At 47.3% G+C, this 18,538-nt stretch carries 15 protein-coding genes; 6 read left to right on the plus strand and 9 right to left on the minus strand.

The window, feature by feature from the left end:
• Positions 1 to 202 precede the first annotated feature (202 nt).
• From clpB to phoB, 4 genes are all read right to left on the minus strand, one after another.
• Positions 203 to 2,779: an ATP-dependent chaperone ClpB gene (gene clpB, locus EPO18_RS16460; protein WP_292435165.1), complete on the minus strand. Its 2,577-nt coding sequence runs from the start codon at positions 2,777 to 2,779 to the stop codon at positions 203 to 205.
• Positions 2,780 to 3,116: 337 nt separating this feature from the next.
• Positions 3,117 to 4,367 (minus strand): patatin-like phospholipase family protein, encoded by a 1,251-nt coding sequence (locus EPO18_RS16465; RefSeq protein ID WP_292435167.1) that lies wholly within the window; start codon positions 4,365 to 4,367, stop codon positions 3,117 to 3,119.
• A 671-nt stretch (positions 4,368 to 5,038) separates the two neighbouring features.
• The gene (phoR, locus tag EPO18_RS16470) at positions 5,039 to 6,352 is read right to left on the minus strand and encodes a phosphate regulon sensor histidine kinase PhoR (protein WP_292435169.1); all 1,314 of its coding nucleotides are present in this window, start codon (positions 6,350 to 6,352) and stop codon (positions 5,039 to 5,041) included.
• A gap of 6 nt (positions 6,353 to 6,358) precedes the next feature.
• Entirely contained in the window at positions 6,359 to 7,081 is a 723-nt protein-coding gene (gene phoB, locus EPO18_RS16475) for a phosphate regulon transcriptional regulator PhoB (protein ID WP_292435170.1), read from the minus strand.
• A 244-nt stretch (positions 7,082 to 7,325) separates the two neighbouring features.
• Here phoB and EPO18_RS16480 point away from each other — a divergent pair, with 244 nt between their 5' ends.
• The 5 genes from EPO18_RS16480 (at position 7,326) to EPO18_RS16500 (ending at position 14,076) form a co-directional block, all read left to right on the plus strand.
• Positions 7,326 to 8,375, plus strand: coding sequence for a phosphate/phosphite/phosphonate ABC transporter substrate-binding protein (locus tag EPO18_RS16480; protein WP_292435172.1), 1,050 nt, complete (start codon positions 7,326 to 7,328; stop codon positions 8,373 to 8,375).
• A gap of 9 nt (positions 8,376 to 8,384) precedes the next feature.
• Positions 8,385 to 11,444, plus strand: a complete 3,060-nt coding sequence (locus EPO18_RS16485) for an EAL domain-containing protein (protein ID WP_292435174.1) — start codon at positions 8,385 to 8,387, stop codon at positions 11,442 to 11,444.
• 126 nt (positions 11,445 to 11,570) lie between these two features.
• Positions 11,571 to 12,683, plus strand: a complete 1,113-nt coding sequence (locus tag EPO18_RS16490; RefSeq protein ID WP_292435177.1) for a hypothetical protein — start codon at positions 11,571 to 11,573, stop codon at positions 12,681 to 12,683.
• 347 nt (positions 12,684 to 13,030) lie between these two features.
• Positions 13,031 to 13,366: a hypothetical protein gene (locus EPO18_RS16495; protein WP_292435179.1), complete on the plus strand. Its 336-nt coding sequence runs from the start codon at positions 13,031 to 13,033 to the stop codon at positions 13,364 to 13,366.
• Between the two features lie 533 nt (positions 13,367 to 13,899).
• The gene (locus tag EPO18_RS16500; protein WP_292435181.1) at positions 13,900 to 14,076 is read left to right on the plus strand and encodes a hypothetical protein; all 177 of its coding nucleotides are present in this window, start codon (positions 13,900 to 13,902) and stop codon (positions 14,074 to 14,076) included.
• Positions 14,077 to 14,197: 121 nt separating this feature from the next.
• Here the strand turns inward: EPO18_RS16500 and EPO18_RS16505 are convergent, their stop codons facing one another.
• Complete coding sequence (locus EPO18_RS16505; protein ID WP_292435183.1) at positions 14,198 to 14,593, minus strand: cupin domain-containing protein; 396 nt, start codon at positions 14,591 to 14,593, stop codon at positions 14,198 to 14,200.
• A 311-nt stretch (positions 14,594 to 14,904) separates the two neighbouring features.
• Complete coding sequence (locus tag EPO18_RS16510) at positions 14,905 to 15,156, minus strand: DUF2171 domain-containing protein (protein ID WP_292435185.1); 252 nt, start codon at positions 15,154 to 15,156, stop codon at positions 14,905 to 14,907.
• A 326-nt stretch (positions 15,157 to 15,482) separates the two neighbouring features.
• On the opposite strand from EPO18_RS16510, the gene EPO18_RS16515 reads away from it, so the two are divergent.
• Complete coding sequence (locus EPO18_RS16515; RefSeq protein WP_292435187.1) at positions 15,483 to 16,073, plus strand: Uma2 family endonuclease; 591 nt, start codon at positions 15,483 to 15,485, stop codon at positions 16,071 to 16,073.
• Between the two features lie 78 nt (positions 16,074 to 16,151).
• On the opposite strand, the gene EPO18_RS16520 is transcribed toward EPO18_RS16515, so the two are convergent.
• The 3 genes from EPO18_RS16520 to EPO18_RS16530 all read right to left on the minus strand — a co-directional run bounded on the left by EPO18_RS16520 (position 16,152) and on the right by EPO18_RS16530 (position 18,536).
• Positions 16,152 to 16,634: a copper resistance protein NlpE gene (locus EPO18_RS16520; RefSeq protein WP_292435189.1), complete on the minus strand. Its 483-nt coding sequence runs from the start codon at positions 16,632 to 16,634 to the stop codon at positions 16,152 to 16,154.
• A 202-nt stretch (positions 16,635 to 16,836) separates the two neighbouring features.
• On the minus strand, positions 16,837 to 17,376 hold the full coding sequence (locus EPO18_RS16525) for an REP-associated tyrosine transposase (protein ID WP_292435191.1): 540 nt from the start codon (positions 17,374 to 17,376) through the stop codon (positions 16,837 to 16,839).
• A gap of 248 nt (positions 17,377 to 17,624) precedes the next feature.
• A complete protein-coding gene (locus EPO18_RS16530) occupies positions 17,625 to 18,536 on the minus strand; it encodes a toll/interleukin-1 receptor domain-containing protein (protein ID WP_292435193.1) in 912 nt (303 codons plus the stop codon).
• Positions 18,537 to 18,538 lie beyond the last annotated feature (2 nt).

Here is an 18,538-nt window from a genome sequence, read left to right on the forward strand (position 1 = left end):
GAAACATGGAACCCAGTGCACCTTTACTAAGCGTAATAGAGAGGATGTGAATGTTTTGGGTTACGCCGTAAGTCAAGAAACATACGGCTCTACCTTTTTTCGTGCTTTTCGTGCCTTTCGTGGACAATACGTAACATCAGTTACTAAATCGCTACAATCCGGAGATTGGGTTGCACCTTTTTGCAGCCCAACCGGATACGCTTTAAGCCTTTGAAAATTTCAACGTCTCATGTTCGACATCGACTTTTATGGTATCCCCGGCGACAAAATTACCGGCCAGTATCAACTGCGCCAGCGGATTTTCAAGCTGTTGCTGAATAGCGCGCTTCATCGGCCTTGCTCCGTATACAGGATCAAAGCCCGCCTCGCCTAACAAATCCAACGCCTGTTCTGAAATTTCAAAGCCGATTTCGCGATCCTGCAAACGTTTACGCAAGTATTCGATTTGAATATTGGAAATAGCGCGAATTTGTCCGCGGCCCAGCGAATGGAATACCACCGCTTCATCAATCCGGTTGATGAATTCGGGACGGAATTTAGTGTTAACAATTTCCATGACCGACGTTTTCATAACCGAATAAAGCGCTTCGCCGGACAACGATTGGATAATATCCGAGCCCAGGTTAGAGGTCATCACAACAATGGTGTTCCTGAAATCAACCGTCCTGCCTTGCCCGTCGGTCAAGCGGCCATCATCCAGCACCTGCAACAGGATGTTGAACACATCGGGATGGGCTTTTTCAATTTCGTCCATCAAAATGACCGAATACGGCTTGCGCCTGACCAGCTCGGTCAGGTAGCCTCCTTCTTCATAGCCGACATAACCCGGAGGTGCACCGATCAGGCGCGCTACGGAATGCTTTTCCATAAACTCGGACATATCGACGCGCACCATCGCATCGGGCGTATCGAACATAAACTCCGCCAGCGCCTTGCACAGCTCGGTTTTTCCAACGCCGGTCGGCCCCAAAAACAGGAACGAACCGTTCGGGCGATTCGGATCGGACAACCCGGCCCTGGAACGGCGAATCGCATTACTGACCGCTTTCAGCGCTTCTTCCTGGCCGACCACCCGCTTGCTAAGCTGCTCTTCCATCCGCAACAACTTGTCGCGCTCGCCCTCCATCATTTTCGATACCGGAATACCGGTCCATTTCGACACCACTTCGGCGATTTCCTCTTCGGTGACTTTGTTGCGCAACAAGGTCATTTTCTGCGCTTCAGCCGGTGCATCCGAATGCAACTGCTTTTCCAGTGCGGGAATAATGCCGTATTGCAACTCGGACATTTTTGCCAGATCACCGGCGCGGCTGGCCGCTTCCAGTTCGGTTCTGGCTTGTTCCAGTTTTTCTTTGATCGATGCCGAACCCTGTAACGAGGCTTTTTCCGCTTTCCAGATTTCTTCCAGATCGGAATATTCTTTTTCCAGATCGGCGATTTCTTCTTCCAGAATTTCCAGACGTTTTTTGGATGCGGCATCGGCTTCTTTTTTAAGCGCAACCTGCTCGATTTTTAACTGAATCAAACGCCGGTACAGTTTGTCCATTTCCTCCGGTTTGGAGTCGATTTCCATACGGATACGGCTGGCCGCTTCGTCGATCAGGTCGATAGCCTTGTCCGGCAACTGCCGGTCGGAGATGTAACGGTAAGACAGATTCGCCGCCGCGATAATGGCCGGATCGGTAATATCGACGCCGTGATGCACCTCGTACTTTTCCTTCAAGCCGCGCAAAATCGCCACCGTATCTTCAACGGACGGTTCATCAACCAGCACCTTTTGAAACCGGCGCTCCAAGGCCGCATCTTTTTCGACATACTTACGGTATTCGTCCAGCGTCGTAGCGCCTACGCAATGCAATTCACCGCGCGCCAGCGCCGGTTTCAGCATATTGCCCGCATCCATTGCGCCTTCGGCCTTGCCTGCGCCAACCATGGTGTGCAATTCGTCGATAAACAAAATAATCTGGCCTTCTTGTTTGGCAAGATCGTTTAACACCGCTTTCAGACGCTCCTCGAATTCGCCGCGAAACTTGGCGCCGGCAATCAACGCCGCCATATCCAGCGCCAACACTTGTTTGCCTTTGATGCCTTCCGGCACTTCGCCGTTGACGATACGCTGCGCCAGGCCTTCAACAATCGCGGTCTTGCCCACGCCCGGTTCGCCGATCAACACCGGGTTGTTTTTGGTACGCCGCTGTAAAACCTGAATCGTCCGGCGTATCTCGTCATCTCGTCCGATCACCGGGTCCAGCTTGCCTTGTTCGGCGCGCTCGGTCAGGTTGATGGTGTATTTTTTCAAGGCCTGCCGCTGCTCTTCGGCATTGGCATCATCGACCGGTTGCCCCCCGCGCATCGCATCGATGGCTTTTTCCACTGCTTGTTTAGTAACTCCGGCTTTTTTAAGCAAGTCCTGAAGCAAGCCTTTTTCATCAAAAGCCGCCAATAAAAACAGCTCGCTGGAGATGAATTTATCATTGCGCTTTTGCGCCAGCTTATCGGTTAAATTCAGCAGTCGCGATAATTCATTGGAAACCTGCACGTCGCCACCGGAGCCGCTAACCGTCGCCAAACGATCCAGTTCCCTAACCAGCTCGGTGCGCAGCAACTGCGTGTTGATGCCCATCTGGGCCAGCATCGGTCTGATGCTGCCGCCCTGTTGATCCAGCAAAGCCAGCATCAAATGGATCGGCTCAATGAATTGATGGTCTTTACCCAAGGCCATACTTTGAGCATCCGCTAATGCTGTTTGAAACATGCTGGTTAATTTGTCCATACGCATAATATTTGCCTCATTAAGAGTTTTTTAAGTTACAGCTAACATGGGGGATAGTCTGATTGTTTTCAAGCGGATGGTATAGATGAGGCAAATAACACGGGTAATTACGATAACTCTATAAATACCGGAAGCAGTATCGGAAAATACGATAAAGATAAAAACAGCATCGTCCGCCCCAGCAAACCGTCAATCGATACATAACATCAAAAATAATCGATCATAAAGTAATCTGAGCTTGGAAAATCCCAATCTGGAACGGGGTTCCAAGGTTTTGTTTTGACAAATTGCTAAATCGAACCATTGCCCTATCAAAAGCACCCTCCCTTTTTCTCATTATTGCTCAAAGTATATCGATAATATGTTGACGATTATCGGCTCCCTGAGGAAATGCGCCTGCATCATAACTTTGCCACTGCGCCAGAGCTTTGGAATACTTGTTGTGGCCTATTTCGCACGCCAGAGTTTTACCATTCATGCGTACAGGTTGATTGTTGGCAACGCCAGCCAACCAATGATGTGTCAGTTTCTTGATCAAATTCACATCGTATTGATCAACAGCATCCAAGCCTAATTCGCAAAGACGTACAAACTCTTTGACACTAAATCCAGGCAGCTCCCACGGAAACGGTGCTCCGGCAGCGGCTTTAATTGGCTGCACCAAAGGATTCATGCGAACTACTGGACCGTCTGTGACCGGGTCAGGGGTTGAGGGCAAACTTCCTCCCAACACCACATGTGCCGTAAAAGAAGCGGCATCGGGCGGGTCGTTAATGACGGCGCCTGCGAGCAGGTTAATATCGCTTATCAGACACGGTTTTTGGGGCAGCTTATATAAGCCGAAACTGTTGTTCCCTTCAGTCCCTAGCGGTAAAAAAACATTGCCGGTGCCGATACTCAGCGCTCGAATATTTTCAGGTTTTGGATTTTTTGCCAATACCTCCACTACGCCAGCCATTACAGGATTGTTGTAGCCGCCGACAGCTCCATCCCAAAAACGGGCTTTGCCGTCCTCAGGTTTGTGATAGGAAACTAGCGCCGGATCGTCGAAATATTTAACAGGTGCCGTGGATGACGCGTGTATGGCTTGGAGGAGAGTTAGGTTTTTGAAGTCTGAACCTCCAAGGGATGCCGTCAAAGACTTGGGATTAGAGCGGAAGAAAGTCGCTCGCTCCCGGTCATAATTGAACGCGCAAATTACAATTTCCGTGCTGATTTTAAGCTGGCTGCCAATTTCCAAAATTCTGCAATCAATCGGGTAACCTTCAAAAGCTTTTGCCAACCCTGTCAATTTGTCTTCAGTGCTGTATTTGCGAAAATCAAACATATTGATCCAATTATCAACAAAAATTCCCTTGCGTATGGGCTCATCATTAAACTGGTCAAATATTTTTCGCGGTGACATATCCATTACTAAGCCAGCCAGAACAACGCTTCCGCCCGAGTTGGCGATGGCCAAGTCAAAGTGCTTTAGAATATCCCGGCCTTTGGTATCCAAGCCGTAAATATCGGCCAAAGCAATAGCCTGAATCAACGCCCATGATCCGCCGCCATCAAGCGATAAAATTTTGTATGTCTTAGCTTCATTATCCATTTTTCAGTCTCCCGGTTGGAGGTTAAATAGATGCAGCACTTTACTTATTGGCGTAGCGGTCATACGGCTACCTAAAATATTTTAAGCATACTCAAAATTAAAACATCAGGTTGTCCAAGTCAAGGTAATAAGCATAAAAATATTTTATTTTCAGTAAGTTAATTTACTTAGGCATTATACGAACCTAAAACTCTTCAGATAAATAAGTCACCAAAGCTCCCAGGTTAAATCCAGAAAAGGGATATGCGTCAAATATTATTCTATTCGCAACAAAGAAGCATAATCGGTTGAGCATGGCGGGTTATCCTGCCAACAAGCGTCATTATGGAAGTGGCCGGAGTCGAAGCTTTTTAGCTCATCTGAATGACAAATGATTCGTCCACACAAAATCAGACTATAGCCGCATTGTTATTTTGATATAAAGACGTTGAAGCAAAATAGCTGTGCATGATGAGCCTGCTTGGAGCGGATGTGGCATTGGCCTGAAGGGTGCATGGACGGGGGGACAATACCGTTGACTTAAGCAGTTGGCTGAGCGTAGCCGACGTTCGCTGAGCGTAGCCGAAGCATGGTTCTTGGCTTCGGCTACGCTCAGCCAACGAACGCGGTGGCTTTGGTTAAGTCAACAGCATTAGGGCGGAGGGACAGCCATGCATAAAATCATCTGTGGTTTAATTACAAACCCGCTTAACCGGAAAGTAACAACTGAAACGGCTACCCTTGCCCAATTCGCTGGCTATGCTTAGCTTGGCGTCATGCCGCATCAGCACATGCTTGACAATGGCCAAGCCTAGTCCGGTGCCGCCTACTTTCTTGGTGCGCTTGACTTCAGATCGGTAAAATCGCTCGGTAACTCGGGGAATATCGTTTGTTGCAATACCTTCCCCCTGATCCTCAACATCCAGCACTATACTGTCGCCGGATCGATACCAGCGAACTTTTACCACAGTGTCTTCCGGCGAATATTTGAGCGCATTGCCCAGCAGATTGGTGAAGGCGCTGCGCAGTTCCTGCTCTTCGCCAACGATATGCACGTCTGTTTCCATAATTAACTCAATCCGGGCAGAGGATAAGGATGGGCCGGAAGCAGATGCGGCGGAAGTTCTACCGTGTAATGCCTCTGTTTCCTTGCAAATCTGGCTCAATAACGCCGGAACATTAACGCACTCGGTTTTCTTCTGTTGGGTTTCCAAACGTGTCAGCAGCAGCAAGTCATCGACCAGATGCTGCATACGCTCGGTTTGTCCCTGCATTTGCTGGAACGACGTAGTCAATAACGATGACTTGCCGTCATCCATGTCCTGCAAGGTTTCCAGATAACCTTTTAGCACGGTCAGAGGAGTTCTGAGTTCATGCGACACATTAGCCACAAAATCTTTGCGCATCCTTTCCATTTTTTTCAGCTGCGTAACATCCTGGGCCAACAACAGGCGCAAGCCCGCACCGTAGGTGATAATCCGTACTGCCAGCGTTATGCGGTGATCTACCGGGGAAGGCAATATGACGGCCTCGTGGTAATTTCCGGATTTAAGATAGCGGATAAATTCAGGAAAACGAATAAGGTTAGGAATGCGTTGGCCTTTATCCGATTGATGTAAACCGAATACTTCTCTGGCCGCCTTATTCGCCCATTCAATCTCGTCGTTGGAACCCAAAACGATGGCTGCATCCGGTAGCGCTTCGGTGGACTGGCGAAACTGGTCAACCATTTTGCCCAGTTTCTTTTTGCGCTTTTTTTCGTTCTTTTTAATGCGGTAGACATGGTAATAAATTTCTTCCCAAATACCGCTGGTTTTCGGGTATTTGGCCCTGCCGCCTGTTCGGATCCATTTTTCAAACCGGTTAATCTGGTATAGCTGACGCATTAAAACCGCCAGCGTTAGCGCCAGTGCCAAAGGCATAAAAAGCCCGGTTATTCCACCTATTATGGACACCGCCAAAAGCAGCAGCAATCCGGCAATGATTTCTTTTTGCCAAACCCCCATATTGGGTTACAAGAATTCAGGTGCAAACGGGGTTGACGAATCCACCACAGAAAACCGGTAGCCGAAACCACGCACAGTTTGGACTAAATCCTCCCGGCCGTGTTCACCCAGAATTTTTCGCAACCGGCGTATATGTACGTCAACGGTGCGTTCTTCGATGTATACACTCCGCCCCCAGACCTGGTCCAGTAATTGGGTACGATTGAAAACCTTGTCGGGATGGGTCATAAAAAATTGCATCAAGCGAAACTCAGTCGGGCTTACATCCAGTTGTTTATCGCCGATGCTGAGCCGGTGCTGTTCGGTATCCAGAACCAGATCGCCCAAGGTGATTTGCGCCAGATCGTTTATTTTTCCGCTTCTGCGCAAAACTGCGCGGATACGCGCCACTAATTCCTTGGGTGAAAAAGGTTTAGTCATGTAATCGTCCGCGCCGATTTCCAGGCCTCTAACTTTATCCTCCTCCTCGCCTCGCGCAGTCAGCAAAATGATGGGCAGTCCGCGGTACATGGGTTCTTTCTTTAAACGTCTGGCCCACTCCACACCGCTCATTCCAGGCAACATCCAGTCCAGCAGAATCAAGTCGGGCAAAGCCTCATCCAAGGCTTTTTGCGCATCATTTGCATCCGCCGCCGCAGTCGACCTAAAACCGGCCTGTTCAAGCACCATCATCAGCATCTCTCTGATGGCGTCTTCATCTTCAACAACGAGAATTTTTAAATTAGACATAATTAAATTTTCGAATAAGGATAATCTGTCATTCTACCAAGCTACATATTACCTTTTTATGACAAACAGGATTTGCTTATTGTCATGTTGAAGTTAGAAACTCTTAACAAAATAGGTTTAAAAAATTCCAAAACTGACCTATTGCGGGTATCATTCCGATCACTTTACCTACGTAATAATACTTATATTTTATAGATTAACGTAGCGCACCCTACGACTTCAGCCGCAGAGCTTCAACATTATCATGATTGAAATTTTACGCCGATATAGCCTCATAACGCTGTTGTTGATCTTTAATTGCGCTGTTCTTGCCGACACCCCTTCATTGGAAACCCCGGCAAACAAAACCAAACCTGCCCAAGTATCTAAAAATGATTCCGAAAGTGAAGAAACCGTTTTCATGAAATGGTGGAAATTATTATTGGACTTACCGTTGCTTTCGGGCTCGAACAAACAGTCCAATGACGCTTATGAGCCCAGTTTCAGCGCACAAAGCAAATCTAAAGCGACCAAATATGTGATCGGCATTCATCCTTTGCATAATCCCAAACGGCTGTTTGAAGTTTACGGTCCTATCGTCGATTTTATTAACGCAAACATATCCGAAGCGGATTTTACTTTAGAAGCATCGCGTAATTATGAAGAATTCGATAAGAGGCTTTACAGCGGATATTTCGATTTTGCGATGCCCAATCCCTATCAAACTATCAACTCGCTTAAGCATGGTTATCGTGTGTTTGGCAAAATGTCCGATGACAATGACTTCCGGGGCATTATTCTGGTACGTCGCGACAGCGGCATTAACACCATCGCCGATCTCAAAGGCAAAACCGTATCCTATCCTGCGCCGACTGCACTGGCTGCGACCATGATGCCCCAGTATTATCTGCACACCCACGGCATTGATATTAACCTCGACATTGAAAACCGCTATGTCGGTTCGCAGGAGTCTTCCATCATTAACGTGTTGCGCGGTCATGTTGCGGCCGGAGCGACTTGGCCAGTGCCATGGAAAACATTCAGCAAGGAAAATCCCCAGTTAGCAGAACAACTCGAAGTTAAATGGCAAACCGAACCACTGCAAAACAACGGTTGGGTGGTGCGCAAAGACATCCCCACAGCGCTGGCTGATAAGTTTGCTACTCTGCTGTTTAATCTCGATCAGCATGCGCAAGGCCGGGAAATGTTGGCGCGTATCCCGGTTACCCGTTTTGAGCCGGCTAACGATGATAGTTACGGACCGGTACAGGCATTTATTGCGACCTTCATCAAAACAGTACGGCCTTTAGAGTAAAGGGACATAATGACAACTGCCCGTAATCGAAGTAAAGCACAACGTTTTTTTTTTAGCGGTTCCATTCGAAATCAATTAGCGTGGTCATTTGGCGGCGTTGCGTTGATCATGATGATAGGTCTTGCAGGCCTATTATTCGAGCGGCAACGTAATTTTCTTTATAGCGCTGCCATTCAGCAAGGTAAATCGTTGACCACCTCGCTTGCCAATAGCAGTACATCATGGGTATTAGCTAACGATATTGCCGGATTAAAGGAAGTGTTGCAGGGTTTTGTCGGCTTACCCGATCTGGAACAGGCCTATATCTTATCGTTGCGCGGCGAAGTACTGTGTTCCACACGGTCTGACGAGGCCGGGCTATTTGTTACCGACGCGCAAAATCAAAAATTGTTAGGTTCGCCGCCTCAAACTCAAGTGTTGCTCGCCAATGCTCGTCAAATTGAAGTTGCCGCGCCGGTGATGGCCGGACAGCGCCATGTCGGATGGGCACGGGTGAAAATGACTATGAACGGAGTCAACGCCAATCTCCGCTCCGTCCTGATCATGGGTATAAACTTTATTGCATTTGCGGCGTTGACGGTGCTGGCTGCTGCAATACTGCTGGCGCGAAGACTCACAAGAAGATTACACCACCTGATGCAAGTAGCCGCCGAGGTCGAGAGAGGGAATCTGAATGTACGGACGCATATTTCCGGTGAGGATGAGGTTGGCGTATTGGCGCACGGTTTTAATCAAATGCTGGATGCACTGTCCAATTCGGAACGGCAACGAGAGCGAATCAACCGTTTATATGCGGCATGGACTGAGAGCGCAGATATTATTGTGCGCGAGTCGAACGAGGTAAAGTTACTGACTGAGGTATGCCGGATCATAGCTCGTCATGTTGCCTTTAAACTGGTTTGGGTGGGCATGACCGAACCTGATGGCTGGGTACATGCAGTAGCTGCCAGTCATCCCGATTCCGCCTACCTCCGGAATATCAAAATTTCGGTGGATGAGGCATTGCCGGAGGGACGTGGACCGCTGGGGACGGCAATCCGGGAAGGCGTGCCGAAAATTCTTAATAATTTTCTCAATGACCTCAGTACGCAGCCTTGGCAATCCATGGCCGCTGCTGAAAAAATTAATGCGGCGGCGGCTTTTCCGCTTATGCGCGGCGGTCGCTGTATCGGAGCTATTGCGGTCTATTCGGACGAGCAAGACTACTTTACTCCCGACCTGATTGACCTGATGCGTGGACTGACCGATGACCTTTCTTATGCATTGGATAATTTCGACCATGAGAAGTCGCGTCTCAAGGCCGAGCATGAGCTACGAATTGCGGCAGCGGCGTTTGAATCTCAGGAGGGCATAATCGTTACCGATGCGGACAATAACATCTTGCGAGTCAACAAGTCGTTTACCCAGTTAACCGGTTACAGTGCTGATGAGGTTATCGGCAAGCCCGCAGACATACTCAGGTCCGGTCGGCAGGATAGTGCATTTTATGCAGCCATGTGGGAAAGCATCAATCACGAAAAATACTGGCAAGGCGAAATCTGGAATAAAAAGAAAAATGGCGTCATCTTTCCTGGATGGCTGTGTGTAACTGCTATTACCAATCCCGAAGGACTGATTACTAACTATGTCGGCACTTTTACCGATATTAGCCAGCGCAAAGCCGACGAAGAACGCATCAAAGACCTGGCGTACTACGACTCTCTGACCAAGCTCCCCAACCGCACTTTGTTGTTTGACCGGCTCAACCTGGCGCTCAATACTAGCGGTCGCAATAGGACGTACGGAGCGTTAATGTTCCTCGATCTTGATAATTTCAAAACGCTTAACGATACGCTGGGGCATGATCAGGGCGATCAATTGTTGATTGAAGTGGGGCAACGATTACAAAACTGTGTTCGGGAAGTTGATACGGTAGCTAGGCTGGGCGGTGATGAATTTGTGATCATGCTGGAGTATCTTGATGAACAGGAAGTTGAGGCAGCCATCCAAGCCCACGCGATTGCTGAAAAAATCCGCAGTAATTTGGCCGAATTCTACCTATTGAAAAGCAATCTCGATCGCGCTGGTTCCGTACCAGCCGCGACACTTCCGCCATCCCTGGCGGTCGAAAATAAAACACAACATTTTGTCGAGCATTATTCCACGGGTAGTATCGGTTTTGTATTATTTAAGGGGCACGAAACCAGCAGCGAAGAACTGCTTAAACGCGCCGATCTGGCCATGTATCAGGCCAAACAAGCCGGTCGTAATGTGATACGCGCTTTCGTCCCTGAAATGCAGGAATCCTTAAACTTGCGAACATCGTTGGAAGCCGATTTACGCAACGCTTTAGACCGCAACGAATTTAGCTTGCATTATCAGGTACAAGTTAATTCTTCGAGACAGCCGGTCGGCGCGGAGGCGCTGATACGCTGGAATCACTTCAAGCGCGGCATGATTTCTCCAGCCGAATTTATTCCGCTGGCCGAAGAAACCGGACTGATTTTGCCCATCGGCCATTGGATATTAAGACAAGGCTGTAAAACGCTGGCCGACTGGGCAAAATACCCTGAAACCCGTGAGCTGAAATTGGCGGTAAATATCAGCAGTAAACAGCTTAGTCAGGCTGATTTTGTAGAGCAAGTGCGCGCGATATTAGCGGAAACCGGTGCCAATCCCGCTCTGCTCAAACTGGAAATTACCGAGTCGGTGATTTTGGATAATGTGGAAGACACTATTATTAAAATGCACTCTGTCCGGGACTTGGGGGTTAATTTTTCGATGGATGATTTCGGTACCGGCTATTCTTCGCTGTCTTATCTGCAAAAGTTACCCTTGGAGCAGCTGAAAATAGACCAATCGTTTGTCAGAAATATGGTTTTTAACAATCATGACTCAGCCATCATCCGAACTATTCTGGCGCTCGGAAAAAATCTTGCCCTTAACGTTATTGCCGAAGGAGTGGAAACGGAGATTCAGCACGAGCATTTGGTAAATTACGGATGCGAGATATTTCAAGGGTATCTGTTCGGCAGGCCGGTCCCTGCGGACAAATTCAAACAGAGCCTGTTAATTGAAAAGGTTGAATAGACGTGGAAACTACTGATGAAAGAATTCTAAAAGTAGGCGTTTTAGGCGATATATTCGCTTGCGCTTATGCGGTTTTCGCATACCCATACATATAATTTGTCAGTCCAACAGAAGGAAGATTTTATCTTGCTATTTAACACGCTGCTTTTCGCCCTTTTGCTAGCGTTCCAGTCTTGCGTTTATGCAGACAATTTTAATTCATCTTACTTTAAAGGCGGAAAAATTGATGCTTTTTATGATCGTAAGGATAACGGCGATTTTCAGGTCAACAGTATTTTATGGACTCCGGTTTTTAAAGGCGGTCACGGCGTACAAATATCTGAAACAGGTGGACAAGATATTAACTATTTCGGCGGCTTTGCCCGCCCTTTGCTGACCCGCCCCGATCTCGGCGATTTAATTCTGGGGGCTCAGGAAGTTCTACAGGGAGATAGTAAACAAACCGAAGTACAAGGCGAATACCGCTTGCCGTCCGGCTTGGGCTTCGGCGGCGGATTTGTCGATAGAAAATTCAGTAATCAAGATATCAAATTCGCTAAAATTTCTTACCGGAACGAGTGGCAGTCCATTAAATATATCGCGTCCACTCAATGGCAAAGATTTCAAGGACAAGATTATCCTGGCGGTTACGTCGCCTTATACAATAAAGAATTAATGGCGGTTTGGGGTAGTGATGGTGAGCAATGGCGCGGCACCGTGGCTTATGTTGCGCCCGACTTGGGAGTACACGAATTAAGACCGGCGATTGAAATGTTTTACGTAGATAACTCAATCGGCCAAGTCAACGGCTCCAAAGATATGATGGTCACCGGCAGCTTAGGGTTTCGCAAAGGTTTTTTAGGGCATGAAGCCCGGCTAGGGCGAGCCATGGGCCCGACCGGTGTGGAGTTCTCCAATCCGCTGGGCTATCTGAACCCTAACTTCAATCGTCGCCTTACTGCATGGGAAGTTGGTGAATTTGTCAATTTTCGTTTCATTCATAAAACCCTGCCTAATGCCGGGCGCGAAGAAACGCTGGAGACCGCTATTTATCCAACCCAATTGCTGGGAATCGACAGTCTGGTCAACGCTTTGTTTGTGGGAGTCGGCGTTACCAGCCCGAATCCCGGACAAAACGGAGTCAGCGGACTGCTGGGCTATCACAAGCGCGTTGAAAACATTGAGTCCAGCTTTAGGCTGCAACACGATTTTGACCGCGACGACACGTCAATTTTTTTCAGCTTGATTCACTGGCTTTGATTTATTGGTTTGGCTTACATTCAAAACGAATCGATTTTGCTTACAGTATGTAGGTAAAGAGTGTAAACACGGCACGGAAGAAATTGTCGCAGAGCGGAAGCTTTGCAATTCTTCAGACATCGTAAATATACGTGGCGGACTTTCATAAAAATTGAATATTACTCGGCCGAATCTTGAAAAACACACTCTCTGTAAGTGTTCTAACCTATTGAAGTAAACTTAAACAAATCTAAAATAATCTGCTCGTTAACTCGCTAATACGTCCGATGTGTTTTTACTTTTACAGAACCCTGCTTTTTGCATATAACTGACTCTTAATCAAAACCAACCCAATAAAGGTGAACCCGATGAAGCACTTATATAAATCAACTGCCGCTCTGTTGCTGTTATTGTCCATAAGCATGATGAGTTCCGCAGCAGAACCGCAAAAAACCGACGCGCCAATGAAAGAAAAGGGCATGGGCATGGGCATGATGGAGAACATGACTGAAGAACAAAAAGATGAGCATATGCGTTCCATGCAGGAACACATGCTGAAAATGCACGACCTCTCGAATCAGATTTTGTTAGAGAAAGACCCCGCTAAAAAAGAATTGTTAAAAAATCAGCAATTGGAGCTTATGAAGGCTCACCACGCTCAAATGAAGGAACACCGTCAAAAAAAGATGCAGGAAAAAAAGTAAATATCAAAAAACGAAAACTGGAAGCTTTAACCCTAAGCTGCCCGTCCTCTCACGTCTAAGACAATGAAGGGCTACAGGATGATGATATTTTAAGCGATAACACTTTCACAGTCTCTAAAAAGCCCGACCGCTAAGTTTACGCGGGGGCGTCGTACACCGTTCCAATAGAAATACATTTCCTGTAGTCTTTCGTTGTAGCCGGCCACTACCAAATCAAAAAATGCAATCTTTACAAATTCCATGGCGTAGACCGGGTATTGACCGTTTACCGTTTGATAAATAACGTTATTCGCCAAAATGGCGTGAGCATTATAGGGGGGCGACCGGCCGGTCGCCCTTTATGCCGATGTATAACAATGCATGAAAGATAAACAATTTGCCTTCATTACATCACTCCTACTGCTTCAGCTTCCGTTCAGCAAACAAAGCGCATTTTAATATGCATTACAGAAATTATTGTTTTTCATGACAAAAAATTTATCTGTATTACACTTAATTTTATATAAATTAGTCGCGGAACAGGAAGGTAAAAGATGCTTAACCGAAATCTCGATACATATAATGATATTGCCGCTCCCATGAATCAGGCTTTTGATAATGGTAATTTTTATGGACTGGAATATATCCTTGATGAGTTGGTTAGCGAAAAGCCGACGCCTGTAAATCAAAACACGGTAGACTGGTTTGGCGCCACCGATTATTTTGCTTAAATATTCTTAATTAACTCAGTGTGATATGAACGGAAAACGTCTTAGGCGCGTGGTCGTCATGGAAATTGGCCATTAATAAAAGCCTCTAACGAATACCAACTCAACACCCACTTGAGATTTACTATAATTCCGTCGTTTTACCGTCAAAATGTTCGTTGTCGGCCTCTGCGTCGTCGCGGGTATGATGGATGACGCCGTCCCGATGATTCGGCGGCGCATACAGCGTATAAAGCTTTAGCGGAACATTGCCGGTATTGATGATGTTATGGCTCATCCCGGCCGGGACGATTATCGCGAAACCGTCCCGAATAGAGGTCCGAACGCCATTAAGAACTACCTCGCCGACGCCCTCTTCTACGCGGAAAAACTGATCAAGCTTGTGGACTTCAGCGCCGATCTCTTCCTTGGGCTTTAACGCCATCACAACGAGCTGGCAATGTTTTGCTGTGTAAAGCACTCGGCGAAATTCCTCATTCTTGACCGCAAGATCTTCGATATCCTGCACAAAGCCTTTCATAACGGCTCCTCTTTTTCGTCTCATGGAAAGAAATACTGCCGCTTTAATTGTTTGAACGGGAATTGAAGCATGAGTTCAAAGCTTCAGATTTGCTTAGCCAACAGCAATTTCGGCAGCTCTTTCATTTCCTAAAAAATCAGTTGGATTTGATATTTCCAAGGGCGACCAGCCGGTCGCCCTTTATGCGCCTGGGTACTACAACGGTCATACCATTTGGATGACAAGCTCGTGGTTTAACATCACTAATTCAGGTATTTCAGTTCACACACTTTGGTTAACTGATTTTTTAGGATTATAGGCGCACTCGTCTATCACATGGTTGGAGTTGTCGACCACTCTCTCATCGCTTGATCACCCGGACGATCTACTTTAACTTTGCCTCCTTCGGTTGAGGTTACCCAATTTACCGGAATGTAATGGTGCTGCCCGGTCTTATCTTTATTCAACTTGATGGTATTCTTTCCTTCCATATGATCGACAGTGGCAAACTGGCCGTCTTGAGAACAGACGACAGGCATACCAGGCTTAATTTTGTCGGTGTTAATCATTGTGGCGGTAGTCATAGTTTTGCTCCTGTTAGCTCAATTTGAGCGGGTTATAGGGATAAGTGATTCAGACAAGGCTTTAGGTTATTCAATTTTTAACCGGATTTATTCTTTACCTGCTTAAATCCCCTTGCCTGTATTTTAAATTTATCTCCTTAACCAAGATTCGTCTGTACGATTACCCACAGAAACTGCCGCTCAGCCAGCCGATCACAATAGTAGTGGCCCAGAAGGAAAAATCAGCAAGCACTGCAAATTCCCAAAACAGTACCCGGAGCATATAGGGCTGTGTTATGCTTTTTTTCATCAATACCGGTCTGCATGAAATACACGAGGAAACTGATATGGGGTTAGCATTAAAAGATAGTCAGCACCATTGCTACGGCGATTATCTGACTTGGCCTGATGATAATCGCTATGAGCTGATCGACGGCAGCGCCTATGCGATGTCCCCGGCTCCTGATCTCGCGCATCAGGATGTGGCAGGGGAAATTTATCGGCAGGCGGCTAATGCTCTAACCGGGAAACCGTGCCGTGCTTTTATTGCCCCGGTCGATGTTCGTCTGCCGAAACAGAATGAAGCGGATGAAAGCATCGATACCGTCGTGCAGCCGGACGTATTGGTGGTCTGCGACAGCAGCAAGCTGGATCGGCGCGGCGTGCGCGGCGCGCCGGACTGGATCGTGGAAGTGTTGTCGCCATCCACGGCCGGTCACGATCAAATCAAAAAACGTAATCTTTACGAACGCCATGGCGTAAAAGAATATTGGTTGATTCACCCGATTGATCGAGTGTTGACCGTTTACCGTTTGATCGACGGCGAATACGGCAAGCCCGAGCTCTACGAATTAAACGGCGAAACTCAGGTCAGCGTGTTGCCGGACATTATGATTCGATGGGATGAATTAGCTGCACGGTTGCCGGTTGATTATTAACGATTGGAAACCCAAAAATAGCGACAGCGCCAAAACCGTCTGGGACGGAGTTACAAACTCCGTCCCGCTTGGGGGTGCTTAATGTGCCGAATGTGACGGTGCTGATTCTGTTGTATCAGTTCTACGTAAAATATAGCGGTCTGCAAGTTTGCCAGAGATACGATTGCCATTGTTATCAAGCTGAATGAGCATTTTTTCGCCGACAAAATATTGCCGTGTCGTTGAGCTATCGCGTGGCGTTAAAATAACCGTATTGTTTTCATTATTCGAAGTAAATTTCCCTTTTTCCACAAATTCCCTTTCTGATTTGCCAACGTATTGGGTAAGCAATATATAACTGTTGTTTTTGTTCAAAGCGAGTGTTGTTTTAACTCCCTTACAGTCATCACAAGGCAAAAAACCGCGATAAATACCCGGCCAATCAAGGCTATTTTGGCCATGATGCGCATCTATATCCTTTATCTCAGCCGTTTCAGCAAAAACAGAGTTGTACCCCGAAAAAATTGCGACGAACAGAAAAAGAGCCAGGATTTGTTTAAATTGTTGTCTAAATGTTCGCATATTTTTTCCTCAGCAAAACGACGATAATAGTAAAGTGGAACGGACAAAGAGTAAGACAGCGAAATCCATCACCGTCAATTCCAAACATCAAACATTGCCCAGACTGTGCATATTAACCCATCCGCAGGTTTCTCGCAGAATCCATAGATACTGGTAGTGTCAAAACGTTCGGGATGGGGATACAAATTCCGCTTCTCTTGGGTTATTGCCCATAAGTACCGTCCTCCTCAATCCCTGGAAGCACCGCCCAATTTGGCGGATAAAGCCTAAGGCGAAGATAGCGGTGAAAGCTCGAATAGGGCCACGCACCGGGATGAGATACCAAACCATGTTTCAACGGGTTCAAATGAATGTAATCGCAATGTTTTTCGAAGTCACGGTCATCTCGGATTTGGTGTTCCCAATAGCGCGGTTGCCAGATAGTTTGCGCCCGTTTTCGTCGTTGGGATGGAGAGGGCGGTAATTTTAGGGCATCCGGGCAACGGCAGGTGAAATAGTTTTTGATTGTATTCCAGCGCATCGGATAATCATGTTCGCCCGGCGGTAACATCCACATACTATGCAGGTGTTCCGGCAGCAGCACAAAGGCATCGATGGTAAAAGGATGAGCCGATTTAACGATTCGGAACGCCGTACGCAACAATTCGACATTGTCCGGTTCGCAGAGGAATTTACGTCGCCGAAAAGTCACGACGGTGAAGAAATAAGTGCCGCCGGGAGTTTTAGCGCGACGATATTGCATAATGAAGATTCCCCCAAGTAGGTCGGGTAACAGCTTTTTCGTTGCCCGACATTTTAGCATCCGAAGATTGAACAGTGATCAAACTCGAAGTTCGTCACCCCCTTTGAAACTTGGAAATGTCGGGCATAAACAGCATGCCCGACCTACGGAACTCTGGACTTTCACCGACATAGTAACGTGCCATGCCCGGCACACACGTCTGAATTCACCGACCTGCGCTTTTTGCGCAGGTCCGGTGGAATGATGGGTTATGCCGCGGTGGTAACTGCAATATAGATTTGCCTGCATACTTCGTCCTCTCCGAGAGCACTCCAGTCAACACCTTTCACGTTCAATAGGCTGGGGCTGTACTCGTATACCTCATGCTTTGTGACGCCGCACCAAATCGGCAATACCAGTTGTGCTTCTTCAAGTATTTCGCGGGTGAAGATAGATTCGAACTCCTTTTTCCCCCATCCGTTATTGACGAAGAAGTTTGGACTCAGGATAAGAACGCATTTTCTGCACTCCTTCAAACCCTTTTCAATGCTTTGCCGCAAGTTTTCACCGAGTTTTAGGGAAAACTCGTCGTACCAAACCGGACACAACTTTCTTTGCAGGTTTAGAGCGATTGGTCTTGCAATTGACTCTTTGTCCTTTGAGTCATGGCTGATGAAGGCTTGTGGCTTCTCAAACTGGCTACGACCGAAAGCGTACCTATCTGCGCGGAACTGCAAGTCATGGCCCATTGTGTCTGCTTCGGATTGAAGCCTCTCAATATCGGATGGCGATAAGTTGGTCTCAGAGTAGAAGAACACCCGGCGACTGGTGTGTATTGAGAAAAGATCTCTCCAAGACGGGTCGCCAAACAACTGATAATGAATTACGAATGGATTGGAGTTTTCCACTCGCAGTTGTCCCGGAAATTGTTTGGCGCTAGGGAGGACTATTTCTCCATTGAGATTGAGGCCAGTCTCCCCATAGTTAAGCGATCTGAGAAAGGTTAGAAAGCTTTCGCAGGTGTGCGCGGCGCCTGGAAAGTAGAACGCAACAAAGGCCGATTTCGCGCTGGCGTCGTATAGAACGGCGCCCTCATACGAATCGCCACCAAGGTCGTACTTAATCTTTACCCGGAGGCAATAGTCGAAGTCGGTTTCAAAGTATTGCCTAATCGTGGCCATGG

Source organism: Methylobacter sp., from assembly GCF_004322395.1.
In the GTDB taxonomy this organism is placed as follows: domain Bacteria; phylum Pseudomonadota; class Gammaproteobacteria; order Methylococcales; family Methylomonadaceae; genus Methylobacter_A.